The organism is Streptomyces sp. NPDC101490, assembly GCF_044767145.1.
Classification (GTDB): domain Bacteria; phylum Actinomycetota; class Actinomycetes; order Streptomycetales; family Streptomycetaceae; genus Streptomyces.
This window is the reverse complement of record NZ_JBIWNI010000002.1, coordinates 662420-680376: the sequence shown is the minus strand read 5'-3', so window position 1 is coordinate 680376 and position 17957 is coordinate 662420. Positions and strand designations below refer to the sequence as shown.

General features: G+C 74.2%; 17 protein-coding genes. 11 read left to right on the top strand and 6 right to left on the bottom strand.

The features are described from left to right. The first annotated feature begins 41 nt into the window (after positions 1–41). On the top strand, positions 42–1370 hold the full coding sequence (locus ACIRQY_RS06905) for a PAS domain-containing protein (RefSeq protein WP_403922723.1): 1329 nt from the start codon (positions 42–44) through the stop codon (positions 1368–1370). Between the two features lie 178 nt (positions 1371–1548). Continuing rightward, positions 1549–1848: a DUF6342 family protein gene (locus ACIRQY_RS06900; protein WP_351780913.1), complete on the top strand. Its 300-nt coding sequence runs from the start codon at positions 1549–1551 to the stop codon at positions 1846–1848. 201 nt (positions 1849–2049) lie between these two features. Here the strand turns inward: ACIRQY_RS06900 and ACIRQY_RS06895 are convergent, their stop codons facing one another. After that, on the bottom strand, positions 2050–2805 hold the full coding sequence (locus ACIRQY_RS06895) for an SIS domain-containing protein (protein WP_351781154.1): 756 nt from the start codon (positions 2803–2805) through the stop codon (positions 2050–2052). A gap of 195 nt (positions 2806–3000) precedes the next feature. On the opposite strand from ACIRQY_RS06895, the gene ACIRQY_RS06890 reads away from it, so the two are divergent. From ACIRQY_RS06890 to ACIRQY_RS06875, 4 genes are all read left to right on the top strand, one after another. Further along, complete coding sequence (locus ACIRQY_RS06890; RefSeq protein WP_351780915.1) at positions 3001–3690, top strand: metal-dependent transcriptional regulator; 690 nt, start codon at positions 3001–3003, stop codon at positions 3688–3690. A 565-nt stretch (positions 3691–4255) separates the two neighbouring features. Continuing rightward, on the top strand, positions 4256–5140 hold the full coding sequence (locus tag ACIRQY_RS06885; protein WP_351780917.1) for an alpha/beta hydrolase: 885 nt from the start codon (positions 4256–4258) through the stop codon (positions 5138–5140). 429 nt (positions 5141–5569) lie between these two features. Beyond that, a complete protein-coding gene (locus tag ACIRQY_RS06880; RefSeq protein WP_403922843.1) occupies positions 5570–6094 on the top strand; it encodes a DUF6232 family protein in 525 nt (174 codons plus the stop codon). Further along, entirely contained in the window at positions 6091–6429 is a 339-nt protein-coding gene (locus ACIRQY_RS06875; RefSeq protein ID WP_403922722.1) for a hypothetical protein, read from the top strand. Before ACIRQY_RS06880 ends, ACIRQY_RS06875 begins: the two co-directional genes overlap by 4 nt. Positions 6430–6717: 288 nt before the next feature. Here ACIRQY_RS06875 and ACIRQY_RS06870 read toward each other — a convergent pair whose 3' ends face one another. The 3 genes from ACIRQY_RS06870 to ACIRQY_RS06860 form a co-directional block, all read right to left on the bottom strand. Further along, positions 6718–8343, bottom strand: a complete 1626-nt coding sequence (locus tag ACIRQY_RS06870) for a transporter (protein ID WP_403922721.1) — start codon at positions 8341–8343, stop codon at positions 6718–6720. Further along, entirely contained in the window at positions 8340–9185 is an 846-nt protein-coding gene (locus ACIRQY_RS06865; protein WP_403922720.1) for an ABC transporter ATP-binding protein, read from the bottom strand. The genes ACIRQY_RS06870 and ACIRQY_RS06865 overlap by 4 nt, the downstream gene beginning before the upstream one ends. 74 nt (positions 9186–9259) lie before the next feature. Next, the gene (locus ACIRQY_RS06860) at positions 9260–9925 is read right to left on the bottom strand and encodes a bifunctional DNA primase/polymerase (protein WP_403922719.1); all 666 of its coding nucleotides are present in this window, start codon (positions 9923–9925) and stop codon (positions 9260–9262) included. Positions 9926–10201: 276 nt separating this feature from the next. Between ACIRQY_RS06860 and ACIRQY_RS06855 the strand changes: the two genes are divergently transcribed. Beyond that, positions 10202–11584 carry a transcriptional regulator gene (locus ACIRQY_RS06855; protein ID WP_351780924.1) on the top strand — a complete coding sequence of 461 codons (1383 nt, stop codon included), beginning with the start codon at positions 10202–10204 and terminating at the stop codon, positions 11582–11584. 149 nt (positions 11585–11733) lie between these two features. Here the strand turns inward: ACIRQY_RS06855 and ACIRQY_RS06850 are convergent, their stop codons facing one another. Next, positions 11734–12396: a maleylpyruvate isomerase family mycothiol-dependent enzyme gene (locus tag ACIRQY_RS06850; RefSeq protein ID WP_403922718.1), complete on the bottom strand. Its 663-nt coding sequence runs from the start codon at positions 12394–12396 to the stop codon at positions 11734–11736. A gap of 70 nt (positions 12397–12466) precedes the next feature. Between ACIRQY_RS06850 and ACIRQY_RS06845 the strand changes: the two genes are divergently transcribed. Together ACIRQY_RS06845 and ACIRQY_RS06840 are read left to right on the top strand one after the other, a co-directional pair. Further along, on the top strand, positions 12467–13465 hold the full coding sequence (locus ACIRQY_RS06845; RefSeq protein ID WP_403922717.1) for a LysR substrate-binding domain-containing protein: 999 nt from the start codon (positions 12467–12469) through the stop codon (positions 13463–13465). 96 nt (positions 13466–13561) lie between these two features. Next, on the top strand, positions 13562–14971 hold the full coding sequence (locus ACIRQY_RS06840) for a hypothetical protein (protein ID WP_403922716.1): 1410 nt from the start codon (positions 13562–13564) through the stop codon (positions 14969–14971). A gap of 117 nt (positions 14972–15088) precedes the next feature. On the opposite strand, the gene ACIRQY_RS06835 is transcribed toward ACIRQY_RS06840, so the two are convergent. Next, positions 15089–16381, bottom strand: coding sequence for an ABC transporter substrate-binding protein (locus tag ACIRQY_RS06835; protein ID WP_403922715.1), 1293 nt, complete (start codon positions 16379–16381; stop codon positions 15089–15091). A 228-nt stretch (positions 16382–16609) separates the two neighbouring features. Here ACIRQY_RS06835 and ACIRQY_RS06830 point away from each other — a divergent pair, with 228 nt between their 5' ends. Both ACIRQY_RS06830 and purU read left to right on the top strand, forming a co-directional pair. Further along, positions 16610–17056, top strand: a complete 447-nt coding sequence (locus tag ACIRQY_RS06830) for a hypothetical protein (protein WP_351781158.1) — start codon at positions 16610–16612, stop codon at positions 17054–17056. A gap of 46 nt (positions 17057–17102) precedes the next feature. Then, positions 17103–17954 carry a formyltetrahydrofolate deformylase gene (purU, locus tag ACIRQY_RS06825; protein ID WP_403922714.1) on the top strand — a complete coding sequence of 284 codons (852 nt, stop codon included), beginning with the start codon at positions 17103–17105 and terminating at the stop codon, positions 17952–17954. The last annotated feature ends 3 nt before the right edge of the window (positions 17955–17957 follow it).

Below are 17957 nucleotides of genomic sequence, written 5' to 3'. Positions count from 1 at the left end.
GTCACGTTCCAGTTGAATGGCCGCAGCATGGGGGGTGGGGGATGAGCGCATTCACGGGGTCCGCGAGCGACACCGCATCCGTTCCCGGAGCGGGGGCCGACCTGCTGGCCGCCCTGCTCGACGGGATGGACGCGGCACTCTGCGCCTTCGCCGCCGACGGCACGGTCACCCACTGGAACCGCGAGGCCGAACGCATCCTCGGCTGGACCGCCGCCGAGGCGGTCGGCCGCCGGGGCTTCGAGGGCTGGGCCGCGCGCAGCGCCGACGCCGAGGACATCCTCCGGGGACTCATGGGCGTCATGAACGGCCCCGGACGCCAGGTCCTCGAACTCGCCCTGCTCCGCAAGGACGGCGGCCGGGTCCTGGTCCGCAGCCAGGCGGCGGGCGTGCGCGGCGCGGACGGCGCCCCCGCGGGCGTGTACTGCGCGTTCAGCGAGGTCCACGTCCAGCTCGACCTGGAACGCTCGGTGGCCCTCAGCGAGGCCCTCTTCGACGGCGCGCCCTGGGGCGTCGTCCTCGTCGACGCCGACCTGCGCCCCGCCACGGTCAACGCGCACGCGGGCCGCGCCCTCGGCACCGGCCGCACGTCCCTCCTGGGCCGCCCCCTCGGCGATGTCGTCGTGCACGGCGCCGAGGAACTGGAGGCCGCCCTCCAGCACGTCCTCGCCGAGGGCACCCCGTCCGCGCCCGCCGAGGTGTGGGTGACGCTGCGGACCCCCTCGGGGGAGCGGCGCCGGTGCTGGCGCAGCGGCTTCCTGCGGCTGTCGTCGCCGATGGCGGAGGAGCCCGTGCCGCTCGGGGTGGCCTGGCTGTTCCAGGACGTCACCGAGGAGCGGCTGGCCGCCCGCGAGGCGGACCGGCTGCGCTTCCGGTGGAGCCAGCTGCACCGGGCGGGCGCGGCGGCGGCCGAGTGCGAGGACCCGGCGGAGGCGGCGGCGGTCCTGCTGGACTTCGCACTGGCCGGGTTCGCCGACCACGCCCTCGTGGACCGGCCCGCGGGCGAGCGGCGGCTGACCCGGACCCTCACCACCCCGGCGTCCACCGCCCCCGGCCCGTCGTCCCCGGTGGTGGGCGGCGGCATCCCGCTGCGGTACGGGCCCCGGCACCCGGCGCTCCAGGCCTGGGACCGGGTGGGCACGGTCCGGGCCAGCGCGGGCCGTACCGCCGAGGTGTGGGCGGAGGCGCACCTGTGGCCGGGGGACGCGGCGCACGCGGTGTGCGCGGTGCTGCGCTCCCGGGGCCGGACGCTCGGCGTCGTGACCTTCCTGCGCGCCGCCTGCCGCCCGGCGTTCGAGCGCGAGGACGTGGTCTTCGCCGAGGCGGTCGCCTCACGGGTGGCGGCGGCCCTGGACCTCCCGCCCCTTCCGTGACGCGTGGTGACCCGAGGGTCGCGTATCGAGACGAAGACGGCTCCGGAATCGGTCATTGCCGTGCAGGTCCCCTGCCCGGCCGTGGAGGAGCTGGGTAGGTTCCGTAGCGGTTCGGGGGGTGATGTGTGTGCCCTCCGGCCTGGAAGCCCATGCACCGGACGTCGGAGGGACGCGCATCATGACCGACATCGATCTCGGGGTGGCAAGTGACTGGAACGAGGGCGACAACCACGCCCGCATCTCGCTCCAGTCGAGCCGGGTCTATCCGAACTCGGACAAGAAGGACCTGGTCATCGGATCGCCGGTGAGCATCGAGCTCTCGGTGAACACGAACCACTCCTCTTCCCAGGAGGCCGATAAGATCTACTTCACGACCCACCACGGTGCGACGAAGAAGATCATCGCCGTGCTCGACTCGGACGGGAACCTCTCCATCGCCGGCCGCCTGATCACGGAGCAGAAGGACCTCCGGTACTGAGGCGCTCCGCCGCGGAGGCCCTTCCTCGCGAGGGGCTGAGGCGCACCCGGTGACGGGGGGCGCGGGAGAAGCGGCGGAGGGGGCGAGGTCCGCCCTGCGGCCGGGCGGGGCGGGGCGGGAGTGCCTCCGCCCCGCCCGTGCGTCCGGGGCCGCGCGCCGCCGTGCGGCGCGGTGGATGCCCCGCGGGGCGGGCCCCGGCGGTCAGTGCCGGTAGAAGATCCGGTCGCCGTACTCCGTCATGACCCGGCCGTTCCACTCGTGTCCGCCGTCGACGTTCCCGGAGCGCAGCAGCGGGGGCTCGATGCCGCGCCGGACGAGCTCCTCGGCGGCGGCGGCGAGGGTGGCCTGCATGAGGGCGCTGGTGACGACGGTCGAGGCGGGGGCGAAGGGGGCCTCGATGCCCTCGTGGCTGAGCTCGGCGTCACCGACGGCGATCTTCGAGTCCAGGACGATGTCGCAGTGGTCCTTGAGGTACGTGCCCGAGACGTGCCGGGACTTCGTCTCCGTCGCGTAGGCCACCGAGGTGACGCCGATGACGGTGAGGCCGAGCGCGCGGGCGTTCATCGCCATCTCCACGGGCAGGGCGTTGCGCCCGGAGAGGGAGATGACGATCAGGACGTCCCCGGACTTGGCGGGGGAGGAGTCCAGGACCGCGCCCGCGAGGCCGTCGACCCGCTCCAGGGCGGAGCCGAGGGTGGCGGGCATGACGTCGACGCCGAGGACGCCGGGGACGACGAGCAGGTTCATCAGGGCGAGGCCGCCGGCCCGGTAGACGACGTCCTGGGCGGCGAGGGAGGAGTGGCCCGCGCCGAAGGCGAAGAGGCGGTTGCCGTTCTCGACGGCCCCGGCGATCGCGGCGCCCGCCGCGGCGATCTCGGCCGAGTCGCCGTCCCTGACCTGCTGGAGCAGGCCGATCGCGGCGTCGAAGAACTGTCCGGCCAGCTTGCTCTCGCCCACGCTGTCGCCCATTCCAGAAGCTCCTTCTCGTCGCCGTGGTGTCGCCGTCGTGTCATGGTCGTGCCCTGGTCGCCGCTCACGGTGCGGTCTGGACCATTGCTCTGTCAATACCGCCGGAGGCCGGTACGGTCCGGTTGTCGGCGCGATGCGTCAGAATTGGTGCAGGGCCAGCGCACGACTCATTGAGGGGCACGTATGTCCGGACTGATCGACACAACGGAGATGTACCTCCGCACCATCCTCGAGCTCGAGGAAGAAGGTGTGGTCCCCATGCGCGCCCGGATCGCCGAGCGGCTCGACCAGAGCGGCCCCACGGTGAGCCAGACGGTGGCCCGGATGGAGCGGGACGGCCTGGTGGCCGTGGCCAGCGACCGGCACCTGGAGCTCACCGAGGAGGGCCGCCGCCTCGCCACCCGCGTCATGCGCAAGCACCGCCTCGCGGAGTGCCTGCTCGTCGACGTGATCGGCCTGGAGTGGGAGCAGGTCCACGCGGAGGCGTGCCGCTGGGAGCACGTGATGAGCGAGGCCGTGGAGCGGCGCGTCCTGGAGCTGCTGCGGCACCCGACGGAGTCGCCGTACGGGAACCCGATCCCGGGCCTTGAGGAGCTGGGAGAGAAGGCGGAGGCCGAGGCCTTCCTGGACGACTCGATGGTGTCGCTCGCGGACCTGGACGCGAGCGAGGGCAAGACCGTGGTCGTGCGGCGGATCGGCGAGCCGATCCAGACGGACGCCCAGCTGATGTACACGCTGCGCAGGGCGGGCGTGCAGCCCGGCTCGGTGGTGTCGGTGACGGAGTCGGCCGGTGGTGTCCTGGTGGGCAGCAGCGGTGAGGCGGCGGAGCTGAACGCGGAGGTCGCGGCGCACGTGTTCGTCGCCAAGCGCTGAGGACGCCGTCCTTTCGGGGGTGTCCCGCCGGTCGCCGGAAGGCCGACCCGGTGGGGCACCCCCTTTCGCCGTTCCGGGAACCTCGGGCGGTGCCCGGGTCCTCCGGCGGGTCCGGGGGCTCCGGCGGGGGCCAGTGGGTACGGATATTCGAATGTTTCCGGTGAGGTGGCGGGTGTGCGCCCCGGTTTACGCCGGAATGGGCCACGCCCGACTCCTCGGCGTGCCACGCTGGGGCGAGAGGTGCGAGACCGGGAGGGGTGGGGCCGTGCGGCGAGCGCTTTCCGTGTGCCCGACCGGGCCCGCCCCGGAGACAGAAGGCCCCGGCGCCTCGCGGCGCCGGGGCCTGCCCTCCCCTTGTCCGACCTGGAGCCCCGAGCTCCCGAGGTCGGTCCCCGCGGACCGTCTTCCCCGAGCGGTCCGCCTCCCGTTCAAGATCTCCCCTCGGCGGTGGCGGCCAATCCTTGAGCCCTGTCACTCGAACGAGGGGTGTTGTGTGGCAGGAGCGCATTTTCGAATGCGAGTTCGATAGTCTGGTGTGGTGCGACGGAAAGAGGGGGTGCCAGGGATGGCGCGACGACTCGACGTCAGCGGAGCCGACGGCGTGCGGCTGGCGGCCTGGGACCTCACACCCGGGGACGCGGCTCCCCGGACCGGCCCCGGGGTCCTGCTCCTCCACGGGCTCATGGGCCACGCGGCCCACTGGGCCCCGGCCGTCGCCCGTCTCGCGGCCGGCCCCCGGCCCGGCGAAGAACCCGGCCCGTGCCTCCGGACCGTGGCCCTCGACCAGCGCGGCCACGGGCACAGCGACAAGCCCGCCACCGCCCCCTTCACCCGTGAGGCGTACGTGGCGGACGCGGCGGCGGCCGTCGAGCAGCTCGGGCTCGGTCCGGTGACCCTCATCGGGCACTCCATGGGAGCCCTCACCGCCTGGCAGCTCGCCGCCGAGCGTCCCGACCTCGTCCGCGCGCTCGTCATCTGCGACATGCGCGCCTCGGCGCTGGGGGCGGCCTCGCAGCGCGAGTGGCGGGACTGGTTCCCGCGCTGGCCCGTCCCGTTCGCGTCGCTCGACGACGCCCGCCGCTGGTTCGGCGCGGAGGACCCGTGGGTCGAGCGGCCGAATCCGGCCCGGGGCGCCTTCTTCGCCGAAGTCCTCGTCGAGCACCCGGACGGCTGGCGCCCGGTCTTCGACCCGGAACAGATGCTGGCCTCCCGTGAGACCTGGGTGCACGACGCCCACTGGGACTCGCTCGCCCAGGTCCGCTGCCCCACTCTCGTCGTCCGTGGCCTCGACGGCGAACTGGGCCGCGCCGAGGCCCAGGAGATGGTCCGGGTGCTGCCCCACGGGGCGTACGCGGAGATCCCCGACGCGGGTCACCTCCTCCACTACGAGCACCCGGGGGCCTGGCACGAGGCCGTCGCCCCCTTCCTGCACGGCGTCCTGACCCCCTGACCCGGACGGCCCCACGGCCCGCACAGTGGCGCGATCCACCACCCGGCAGTCCTGAACTCGCCTTGTGGGAAAGGTGGTTCGGGAGCGTAATGAGTGCCACGCCGCAACGGTTCCAGCTCGGGGGGAAAGATGGGGACGTCCGAAGAGCCACCGCCGAGACCGACGCACGAGCCCGCGCCGCCGCAGGCGCCCGCGCCGCGCGTGCCCGATCCGGCCTCCTCGTCCGGTCCGGTCCCGGCGTCCGGTCCGGCGCCCTCGTCCGGTCCGGCCGCTGCCTCCGGTCCGGCCCGCCCGTCGGCTCCGGCCCCCACACCACTGGTCCCCACGCCTCCGGCCCCGGCTCCCGGGCCGCCGAGGGCCGCGCCGGTCCCGCCGTCCGTCCGTGCGCCGTCGTCCGCACCCCGGCCCGGGGTCCCGCCGCGCCAGGGCCTGGTCATCAGCAAGCGGCTGCTCTGGGTGCACGGGGCCGCGTATCCGCTGGAGAACATCGTCCGCGTCTACACCTTCAAACTGAGACCGCGCAGGGGCGAGGCGTTCGCCCGGTTCCTGAAGCGCGGCGGCTTCACCCTGCTCCTGATCCTGCTCCTGACGTGGATCGGTGACTCGACGGGCGGCTACGGATCGTCCTCGGGGATCGAGGACTTCCTGGGGCTCGCCCTCCTCGTCGCGGGATGCCTGTTCGTCTACTTCATCGGCGACATGCTCGCGGTGGTCTTCGCGGTGAGTCACCCCGTCCTCGCCGTGGAGACGAACGGCCGGTCCACGGCCCTGGTGACAGGGCGGCGCGACTACCTGAACGGTCTGGTGCTCACCATCGCCGAGGCGATCGACCGGCCGGACGCGGAACTCCACGCCACGGTGGCGTCGCTGGCGATCACCAACTACGGGAACTACCACTTCGGCGACTCGGTCAACATCTACGGCGGCAGCGGGCACACGGGAGTGACCCGGTGACGGGCGGCGACCGGCACTTCGGGGACGTGGTCAACATCCACGGCGGCCAGAACCACCAGGGTATCGTCCACCACCATCACGCCCCGGCGCCCACGCTCCAGGAGACGCTGAAAGCCGTCGCTGACCTGGCACGGGCGCTGCGCGGCGAGGTCCCCGAGGAGGACCGGGCCTCCATCGACGCGGCGCTGCCGGTCCTCGCGGCCGAACCGGCCGCCGGGCCGGGCGCCCAGCGCCGGTCGCTGATGGCCCTCGCGGCCGTCGCCGTGGCCGTGGGAACGGTGGGCCAGCCCCTCCTGGACACCGTCCGGGCCGCCCTCGACCTCCTCGGACGCTGAGCACGCACCCCAGGGGGGAGCCGGAGGCCTGACGGGCGGCCAGGGGCGGACCGGGCAGCCCCGCCCGGACCCGGCGGCCGGGGCCGGACGGCGCCGGAGGCCCGACCGGGCGCCACGGCCCCGCGCCGACCCACCACCTCGGGCCCCCTCAGCGGTAGCGGGCCGCTCGGCGCGGGCGGGCCGGGGCGGTGACGTCCGGGCCGGGGCGGTGACGTACGGGAGGGGGCCCGCGCCCGGGGACGGCCGGGACGCCTCCCCCAAGGAGACGACCCGGCGCGTCCGGACGGTTCAGCCCTTGCTGACCGCCGCGAGGATCTCCGGGAGCCGCCGGGCCGCGCGCGGCGCCGCCGCCTTCAGACCCGCCCAGGCGATCAGCGCGCCGTACGCCATGCCCACCGGGAACAGCAGCCACAGCAGCGACTCCTGGTCGGAGACGTGCAGGTACACCGTCGCCGCGATGACCGGCGCGCACAGCACCGCCGCCGTCACCATGCCGCCGAGGATCGAGATCCAGGCGAGCCCGCCCTGCCCCGGCGCCACGTTCTTGTAGCCGCTGTCCTGCGGGATCGAGTACGGGAAGCTCGCCGAGGCCACCGCGCCGGTCGCCAGCATCGCGCCGAGCAGCGCGAACGCCACGCCGAGCGCCTCCGGCAGCTGCGACCAGTCACCGAGGACCCCGGCCGTCACCGCCGTCACCAGAGCCGTGTACGGCAGGGTGACCGCGAGCAGTGCCAGCGCCCGCGCCCGGAGTTCGGCGTACGCGTCGGCCGCCGTCGAGATGGTCTGCGCCACCATCCAGAACGCCGAGGTGTCCTGCCCGAACTGGTTGTACATCTGGATGCCGAGCATCGCCGACGCGAAGCACGCGAAGTAGATGGAGCCCGTTCCCTGGAAGGCGTTGAACAGGGGCACGATCAGACCGACCGCCAGCGAGGTCACCCACGCCGCCTTCGTCTTCGGGTCGCGCCAGATGTACCGCAGGCTGCGCTCCATGACCGCGCCCGTCCGCCCGCCCGGCAGCAGCCGCCCGAGCCGCCCCGCACCGGCGGACTTCTCCCGCCCGGCGTCCGGCGCGGCACCGATGGTGGAACCGTCCGGCTCCACCATCAGCCGCACCAGGCTCCGCCGCCACCAGTGCACGAGCGCCGCCAGGGCGCCCGCCGTGAGCAGCAGCCGGGCCGCCGCCACCGCGTACGAGCCCTGGCTCGCCGCGTCCACCGCGCCGATCGCGGCGGCCGGCGGCAGCCAGCCGACGACGGCCGTCGCGGGCTCCAGGGACTCCAGGCCACCGGCCTGGCCGAGCCGCTGGGCGCCGAAGTTCACCAGCTGCATGCCGACCGCGATCACCAGACCGCTCAGCAGCGCCAGGTCCCGGCCCTTGCGGGAGGTCAGCAGCCGGATGTTCGCGGCGGCCACCGCCCGGGACAGCGCCACGCACGTCACGGTCACCAGCGGCACCGCGAGCACCGCGAACACCGTCCCCGCCGCCCCCTGGGCGACGGACAGCACGGCACCGGACACCAGGAACAGGGTGAACAGCGGCCCGACACCGACCAGCGAGGCCACCAGCAGCGCCCGGACCAGCGGCTGGGGCCGCAGCGGCAGCATCACGAGCCGCGAGGGGTCGAGGGTCTCGTCACCGCTCGGGATGAACAGCGGCATCACGGTCCAGGCCAGCGCGATGACCCCGGTGAGGAGCACCGCGACGGTGTCCGCGTCGGTACGGCCCCGCAGCAGGACGAAGCCCAGCACGGCACCCGCCGCGAAGACCGCGCCGAAGACGATCGTGGCGATGTAGGCGGCGGTCCGGCCGCCCGACTGCCGCAGCCCGTTGCGCAGCAGCGCCAGCTTCAGCAGGACGAAGACCCGGGTGAGGGACTGCGCCGGGGCGGCCGGGGTCGTGACGGCGCTCATCGCCCGGCACCGCCGCCCAGCCAGTCCAGCGAGTCCCCGGCCGTGTCGCGCCCGTGCGCGCCGACCAGTTCGAGGAACGCCGCCTGGAGCGAGGGCGCGTCGCCCCGCACGTCGGCGAGCGTGCCCTGGGCCCGGATCCGGCCCGCGGCCATCACGGCGACCCAGTCGCAGAGCGACTCGACCAGTTCCATGACGTGGCTGGAGAAGACGACGGTGGCGCCGGAGGCGGTGTACCGCTCCAGGACACCGCGGATGGTCTGCGCCGAGACGGGGTCCACGCCCTCGAACGGCTCGTCGAGGAAGAGGACCTCCGGGTTGTGCAGGAGCGCCGCCGCGAGGCCGATCTTCTTCCGCATGCCGGTGGAGTAGTCGACGACCAGCTTGTTCTGCGAGCCGGTCAGGTCGAGGACGTCGAGGAGCTGCGCGGCCCGCTTGTCGACCTCGGCACCGGGCAGCCCCCGCAGCCGTCCGCTGTACGCGAGGAGTTCACGGCCCGAGAGCCGCTCGAAGAGCCGCAGGCCCTCCGGCAGGACGCCGATCCGCGCCTTGACCTGGGCGACGGACTCCGGGTCGGCCCACACGTCGTGCCCGGCGACCAGGATGCGGCCGTGGTCGGGCCGGAGCAGGCCCGTGATCATGGACAGGGTGGTGGTCTTGCCCGCGCCGTTCGGTCCGACGAGCCCGATGAACTTGCCCGCGGGCAGGACCAGATCGATCCCGTTCACCGCGATCTGCTGGCCGAAACGCTTCCATAGTCCTTCGACGCGGACGGCGGGCGTCGCACTGTCTCCCGGTGCGGCGCCCGCCACGTCGAACTTTCCGTCAGATGCCTGGTCAGGCATGGTGCGTCACCCTTTCGGTGGTCCCCGTTCGTACGGGCACCACCCTACGGGTGAGGCGTCACGGCTCCCAGGGGTCAGACCGTCCGGGCCCTGGTCTCCGCCGCTTCCCGGCCACAGGCGTACGCGAGGGCGCTGATCAGCTCCTCCGCGTCCGGCAGCCAGCGGTTCGCCTGGGTGGGGCGCCGGGCCCACTGCACGGCGCCGCTGCCGCCGACGCGGGTGGGCGGGGCGGCGACGTAGTGGCCCTCGCCGAGGGTGGTGAGATCGAGGGAGGCGGGGGCCCAGCCGAGCCTGCGGACCAGGTCCGGCACCTTCGTGGCGGCGCCGGGCAGGACGAAGAAGTACATGCGCCGGTCCGGGGAGCAGGTCACGGGGCCCAGCGTCAGCTCCATCCGCTCCATGCGGGCGAGCGCCAGGAACCCGGCGGACTCGGGCACCTCGATCGCGTCGAAGGTGCGGCCGGTCGGCAGCAGGATCGAGGACTTCGGCTGCTTCGACCACATCCGGCGGGCGCCGACGCCGCTGCCGGTCGCCTGCGTCGACCAGTCGGGCCGGACCGGGTGGGCGCCGGGCGTGACGCACTCCTGCGCGCCGCAGGAGCAGCGCTCCCGGCCTTCGACGGCCTCCAGCCAGGTCCCGGGGAACACGTCCCAGTGCCGCTCTTCCGCGTACCGCACGGCGCTGTCCAGCAGCTGCTCGCCCCGCTGCCCGGGGATCTGGGCGACGTCCGTGACTCCCATGGTCTCTTCCACGCTGAGCACAACTCCGCCCACCACCGGGAGTTACGGGCGGGGCGTGCGGCGGTCCGGGGCATCGATCCCGCACGCGGGGCGCATCGGAGCACGTGCGGGGGCGCGTGGAGAGGCCGGGAGCGGGGGTGGGTACGGAGAGGAGGGGGGCGCCGGAGCGTGCGCGACCGGCGTGTCCGGTTTCGCGTGTTCACATCGGCATTGACCGGATATCCGCCGGGCATTGATCACTCCTCCGGTGATCTCCGCACGGCTCAGGGGGTACTCATGGCAGCCAGGCCACTCGTTCCGCGTCAGCTCAACGAACGGCTCCAGTCGCTCATCCAGGAGGCCGCGTGCTCCAACGCCGGCCTCGCCCGCAGGGTCAACATGGTCGGCGCGGAACGCGGCCTCGACCTGCGGTACGACAAGACCTCGGTGGCCCGCTGGCTCCGAGGGCAACAACCGCGCGGCCGGGCGCCCGGCGTCATCGCCGAGGCGCTGGGCCGCAAGCTCGGCCGCACGGTCACGATCGACGAGGTCGGCATGGCCAACGGCCGCAACCTCGCGGCGGGCGTGGGGCTCCAGTTCGCGCCGACCGTGCCCGGGGCGATCGAGCAGGTCTGCGAGCTGTGGCGCAGCGACGTGGGGCGGCGCGACTTCCTGTCCGGTTCGGTGGTGGCCGCGTCGGCGCTCGTGGAACCCAGCCGGGACTGGCTGATCACGGGCCCGGACCCGTACGTGGCCAGGACGGCGGGAGCCCGCGTCGGGGTCGCGGACGTCGCGGCCGTACGGGAGATGACGGACGCGCTCGTCGATCTCGACCGGCGGTTCGGCAGCGGACACGTGCGCCAGGTGGTGGTGCACTACCTCAACAGCGTGGTGTCGGGGATGCTGTCCGGCTCCTACCGGGAGGCGGTCGGCAGGCAGTTGTTCGCGGCGGTCGCCCGGCTCACCGAACTGGCCGGGTACATGGCGGTGGACACCGGTGAACCGGGCCTGGCGCAGCGGTACTACATCCAGGCGCTGCGGATGGCGCAGGCGGCCGGTGACCGGGGCTACGGCGGATACGTGCTGGCCGCCTCGATGAGCCACCTCGCCGCCCAGCTGGGCAACCCCCGGGAGATCGCGCAGCTCGCGCGGGCGGCGCAGGAGGGCGCGCGGGGCAAGGTGCCGCCGCGCGCGGAGGCGATGTTCTTCGCGGCGGAGGCGCGCGGACACGCGCTGCTCGGTGACGTCCGCGCCTTCGAGACGGCGGCGGGCCGGGCGCTGGAGGCGCTGGAGCGGGCCGAACCGGCGGCGGGCGACGACCCCTCGTGGATCGCGCACTTCGACGGGGCGTACCTCGCGGACGAACTGGCCCACTGCCACCGGGACCTGGGGCAGGCGGAGGCGGCGGCGCGGGCCGCGGAGGAGTCGATCGCCGGACATCCGCAGACCCGGGCCCGGCGCCGGGCGATCGGCCTGGCCCTGCTGGCCTCGGCGCGGGTGCAGCAGCGGGAGGTGGAGCAGGCGTGCCGGATCGGCACGGAGGCCCTGGAACTCCTGGGCACCCTGCGGTCGTCACGGGGCGCGGAGTACCTGGACGACCTGCGCGAACGCCTGTCGCCGTACGCGGGGGAGCCGGTGGTGAGGGAGTTCGGCGCCCGGATGGAGATGTACGCGGCGTAGCCCGCCGGGCCGGGGCGCCCCGCCGGGCTCCGTCGGCCCGGCAGGACCTTCCCGGCCAGTCGGGCGGGTCCGGCGGGTTCGGTGGGTTCGGTGGGTCCGGGGCCGACCCGTCGGCGGGCGGTGACGGCGGCGGGCGGGACGGCCGTCGTTCAGGTGCGGTCCGGGGCGCGGGTGAAGCGGTCGGCCGCCTCTCCCCGGAGCAGTCCGGCCGGGAGGCGGCGGCCGTAGGCCAGCAGCAGGAGGTGCTGGGCGCGGCCGTACACCGGCGGGCCGGAGCCGTACGACCAGTCGAGGTCCTCCGCGCACAGCCGTACGCCGTCCAGATCGGCGCCGAAGAACCTCAGGCCGCTGGGCCGGATCTCCCCGAGGAGCGGGTGCAGCCGCTCCTCGGGGACCTGACGGCCGATGCCGAGGGCGACGGTGACGTCGAGACCGTGCACCACGTCGTGGCCGAGGGCCGCCGGGAGCCCGCCGACCGGGGGCTTCCAGGGGTGGTGGGCGTTGTCCCGCAGGAAGGCGGCGAGCGCGGCGGGCGCGTGGGCGCCCGCGTCCCGGCGCGCGACGCGGTCCGTCATCCGGTGGAGGCTCCCGCCCGCCCTGACCAGTTCGCCGAGCGTCGCGGGCAGCGACAGCCGGAAGCCCATGGACATGTGGGCCACGACCTCCCGCACCCGCCAGCCCCCGCAGAGGCTCGGCGCGTCCCACTGAACGGGCCGCAGGCTGTCGAACAGGTCGGCCAGCTCCCGGCGTTCCGCCGCGATGGCGGCCCTGGTCCCGGCGTTCTTCTCCTCGCGTGCCGTCACGTTTCCCATGGGCCAAGCCTGTGACCGGACCGCCCACAACTCCAGTAGACAGTTCTGCTGCCACCTAGAATCAGCGCTTATGGAGCTCCGCCAACTGCGCTACTTCGTCAGCGTCGTCGACGAGGGCGGGTTCACCCGGGCCGCCGCCCGGCTGCACCTGGCCCAGCCCGGTCTCAGCTCCCAGATCCGGCAGTTGGAGAGGGAACTGGGCCAGCCGCTGCTCGACCGCTCCGGTCGTACGGTGACACCGACCGAGGTGGGCCGGGCGGTCCTGCCCCACGCCCGTGCCGCGCTCGCCGCCGTGGACGCGGTGCGGCAGACGGTGGACGCCTGCACGGGGCTGCTGCGCGGCCGGGTCGCGCTCGGGCTGGTCTCCGGCGCCACGGGCCACGCCTTCGACATCGCCGCCTTCCTCGCGGACTTCCACGACGACCACCCCTCGGTCGAGGTGGCGCTCACCGAGGACACCACGGAACGGATGACGGCCGCGCTCCTGTCCGGCGAGCTCGACCTCGCCGTCCTCGGTCTCGGGGCGGAGGCGCCGGGGCCCGGAGTGGCCTTCCGGACCGTGCTCGACGTCCCACTGGCCGCCGCCGTCGCGCCCGGCGATCCGCTCCTCGGCCGCCGGGGCCGTACGACCGTCCCGCTCGCCGCGCTGCGCGACCGCCCGCTGATCTGCCTGCCGCGTGGCACCGGGGTGCGCGCGGCCCTCGAACACGGCTGCGCGCGGGCGGGGTTCCGGCCACGGGTCGCCTTCGAGGCGGCGGCCCCCCGGGTGCTGGCCCAGCTCGCGGCCCGGGGTCTGGGCGTCGCCGTGCTCCCGGCGGGGGAGGAGGGCCCCGGCCCCGGGCTCCGTACCCTGCGGATCGTCCGGCCCGGGGTGCGGGCCCGTGTCGCGGTCGCCTGGCGCGCCGCCGGACCCTCGGGGCCCGCGGCCAGGGTGTTTCTCGACCGGCTCCGCGCGGCCCTGCCGGAACCGCCCGGAGGCCCGGCGGCCACGGGCGGCGCCCCGGGCCGCCAGAGCCGTACGGACCGGCCCGCGAACGGGAAGGAGCCCTCCGGGCGCGGCCGTTCGTGAAGGGAGGTGTAACCGGGCTCACACGTGTGTGCGGAGCCCCGCGCCCACCCGGTAGCGTGAGCCGACGATTCCGTTGGTCCATCAGTAGGAGTCCCGGTGACGCAGAACGGACAGGGTCCGGAGCCGCAGTACCCGGCGGTGCCCCCGGCGTACGACGCCCACGGGGGAACACCGTCGTGGGACGGCGGAGCCTGGGGCCCCGCCGCCGGGCAGCCGGGCGGACAGCCGCTGCCGCCCGCGCAGCCGCTGCCTCCCGAGGCGACCCCCGGGGGCGCCGACGCGCAGTCGACCCAGTACCTGCCGCCGGTCCCGCCGCAGCCGGGGTACGGCTATCCGCCGCCCTTCGCCGGGGACATGGGCGCCACCCAGCACATCGCCCCCGTGCCGGGCTCGATGCCCCCCGCCTACCCGCCGGGACCGCAGCCCGGATACGGCTATCCACCGCCCGCCGGAGACATGGGGGCCACGCAGCACATACCGCCGGTGCCGCCGGCCCAGGACGCGGGAGCCGCGCGGTTCCCGGGCGGCGGGCCGGTCCCGGGGCAGGGCGCCGGGCCCGCCGGGGCGTCGGACGCCACCCAGTACATCGCTCCCGTACCGGCGCGGGAGCCCGGGGAGCGTCAGCCGCCCCCCGAGTTCGACAGCCTCTTCCGCACGGAGGCGCCGAGGGCCCCCCAGCAGCCCCGGGCGCAGGCGTACCAGCAGCCGCACACCCCGCCCCCGTACCAGCAGCCGCACACCCCTCCTCCGTACCAGCAGCCCCCCGCCCCGTACCAGCAGCAGCATCAGGCGCCTCCGCCGCCGCCCCAGCAGTACGCCTACCAGGACGCGTACTACGACAACGGTCCCGGCGAGCCCGAGCCGCCGCGCCGCAAGTCGCCGGTCGCGCTGATCGCGGCCGTCGTGGCGGGCTGCGCCGTCGTCGGGCTCGGCGCGGGTGCGCTGCTCAGCGGCGGCGAGAAGCCGTCCGACAAGCCCGGCCAGAACGTGGCCGCGAGCTCCGCCGCCCCCTCCGAGGGGGAGAAGCCCGCCGAGGAGAAGCCCGCCGACCCGGCGGAGCCGCAGGCGCGGGAGCTGAGCAAGCTCCTCGCGGACAGCAGCAACAGCCGTGACACGGTGATCAGTTCGGTCGAGCTGATCAAGCGGTGCGAGGACCTGGACAAGGCGGCGAACGACCTGCGGGGCGCCGCCGAGCAGCGCCGGGGCCTGGTGACCCGGCTCCAGTCCCTCGACGTCGACAAGATCCCGGACAGCCCCGCGCTGACCGAGGCGCTCACCGAGGCGTGGCGGGCGTCCGCCGAGGCGGACGACCACTACGCGGCCTGGGCCGACCAGATGAAGTCGAAGAAGGCGTGCAAGGGCGGCAAGGCCCGCTCCACGAACCGGACGGCGGCGGCGAACGCGAAGAGCGGCGAGGCCACCACCGCCAAGAAGGAGGCGGCCGGGCTCTGGAACCCGACCGCCGCCAAGTACGGCCTGGAGAAGCGGACGTTCACCCAGCTCTGAGGGCCGCCCCCGGCGGCGGGAACGGTCCGCCGCCGGGGCCCCTCACCGACGGGACCCCCACCGGGCCCGGCACCGGCGGCCCGCTGTCCGGGCCCCGCCGTCGCCCGGCCCGCCCGTTCACTGCGCGCCGAGGACGGTCTCCCCGACGTCCACGAAGCCGGGGCGCTGTGCCACCAGCCGTCCCTCGCGCACGACGTGGAACGTCACCTCGTGGTTGACGATCCGGGGGAAGTCCGCCGCGCCGAGCAGGTCCTCGTACTTCCAGCGCAGGTCCGGGGTGAGGCCGCCGGTGTCGATCCGCTGGCCCCGGTCGAGGGCCTGGGCGATCCGGACGGCCGTGACGCGGTCCGTGTCGAGGGACTCGACGACCGCCTTGAGGACCGTGTAGGCGATCCAGGTGGTCTGCACGCCCGTGTCGGTGGGATCGACCCGGTTGTCGACGAAGGCGTGTTCCCGGATGACCTCCCGCATCGGCGCCCAGCTGCGGTCCTCGGCATCCGGGTACCAGCCGGTGACGAACGCGCCCTCGAAGGGGCTGTGCGCGCCGCCCGTACGGTCGATCAGGGGCTGGTCGACACTGCCGAGCACCGAGGAGATCCGCACCCCGTTCCGTTCCCCGCCGTCGCCGTCGCCGTCGCCGTCCCGCCCGGCCTCCTCCTCGGGGAGGCGGCGGAAGGAGTCGAAGAAGGTCTGGGTGCGCTCGCCGAGGACGGCGGCGACGCAACCCTTGTCGTCCCCGGCCCTCTCCCGGGCGCGGGACGCCTGCGCGGCGTACTCGGCGGCGTCCTCCACGGCCGGGATGTCCACGGCGCCGCGGTGGCTGCCCTCGCGGAGCCCGGAGTCGAGCAGCGCGGGCAGCCGGTTCCCCGCGAGGGTGTCGGGGCGGACCAGGGAGACCGTCCGGCAGGACTCGGCGAGCTGCATGCCGTGCCCCGCGACGAGCGAGGCCTGTCCGCCGTTCACGGGGTAGGACAGCGGGCTGCTGAACTCGTCCTTGGCCAGCCCGTAACCGCCGATGTACGGGATCTCGGCCGCTTCGAGCGGGGCCATGAAAGCACGGCCGTGCTGGCTGTACGAGCCGACGACGGCGACGGCCCGCTCGCGGACCGCGCGGCGGGCGCAGTCGGCGGCGCCGGTGGGGGTGTTGTGCTCGTTGCAGGTGAGGACGCGCAGTTCGTGCCCGTCGATGCCGCCCCGGGAGTTGACCCAGCGGGCGTACGCCTGCGCCATCGCGGGCATCCCGGGCATGTTGGTCGCACGGGTCCGGTCGGGGGCCCACGTCATCACCGTGATGGGCTCCCTGGAGCCACCCGGGGTCCCGGGGAGCACGCCGCACCCGGTGAGCAACGAGGCTCCGGCCGCCGTGGTCGTGACGTACGCGAGGAGTGAGGTCAGTCGCCTGCCGGTCATGGACCCGTACGCTTCCGCCCCCGGGGTAACGCGGGAGTGAGCGGGGTTCAACGGTGGGTGACGCGAGGGTGAATTGCGGGGGCGGCGAGGGGGTGCGTCCGGTGACCGGACGGGGGACCGTACGATCGGAAGGTGTCCAGTCCAGCCTCCCCGCCCGCCTCCGGCCCGGCCTCTCCTCCCGCCTCCGGTACGGAGAACCCTTCCCGTCGCGGCCGTCGCTCCTCCACCATGGGGGTCATGCCGCTCAACGACATGCCGTGGTGGCGCTGGCGCAGCAACGTGCGCTCGGCGCTGCACATGCTCTCCGACCCCGTGTTCCACGAGACGACCTGGCTGGCCGGCCGGGACGGGTACGGCGACGTCACCGACGCCGTCTACCGCCTGGTCGAGGACACCTGGCTCGACAACTGGTCCGCCGAGAAGTACGTCGGCTCGATCTTCCGCGACGGCGCGGAGGCGGCGCTCGTCGACGCCGCCGTCCACCGGGTGGTGCGCATCACGCACCAGGTGGGACCCGACGCCCCCGTCTCCGCCTACCTCGCCGACCCCGGCTGGCCCGAGGCCGTCCGGGCCGCCCGCGAGGCCCACGTCCGCCTCGCGCGGGCGGACGGCGACGACCCCGACACGCCCCCGTGCTCGCTCGAAGCGCTCCGCGTCATGACGCGGTCCGTCTGACGGACGGTGCACGGCCCGGGACCCCCCGGTGTGGCAGGCTGACGGAATGACCGACCAGTACGTCCTCACGCTCTCGTGCCCGGACAAGCAGGGCATCGTGCACGCCGTGTCGAGCTACCTGTTCATCACCGGCTGCAACATCGAGGACAGCCAGCAGTTCGGGGACCGTGACACCGGGCTCTTCTTCATGCGGGTGCACTTCTCCGCCGAAGCCCCCGTGAACGTGGACAAGCTGCGCGCCAGCTTCACCGCCGTCGGCGACTCGTTCGCCATGGACTGGCGGATCAGCCGCGCGGACGACCGCATGAGGGTCGTCCTCATGGTGTCGAAGTTCGGCCACTGCCTGAACGACCTGCTGTTCCGCTCCCGGATCGGCGCGCTCCCGGTGGACATCGTCGCCGTCGTCTCCAACCACACCGACTTCGAGGAGCTCGTCGGCTCCTACGGGCTGCCGTTCCGGCACATCCCCGTCACCAAGGACACCAAGGCGGAGGCCGAGGCCGAACTGCTCGACCTCGTCCGGGAGGAGGACGTCGAACTGGTCGTCCTCGCCCGCTACATGCAGGTCCTCTCCGACGACCTGTGCAAGCAGCTCTCCGGCCGGATCATCAACATCCACCACTCCTTCCTCCCCAGCTTCAAGGGCGCGAAGCCGTACCACCAGGCGCACGCGCGCGGAGTGAAGCTGATCGGCGCGACCGCCCACTACGTGACGGCCGACCTCGACGAGGGCCCGATCATCGAGCAGGAGGTCGAGCGGGTCGGCCACGAGGTGACCCCGGACCAGCTCGTCGCCATCGGCCGCGACGTGGAGTGCCAGGCACTGGCCCGCGCGGTCAAGTGGCACGCGGAGCGCCGCATCCTCCTCAACGGGCGCCGGACGGTCGTCTTCGCCTGACAG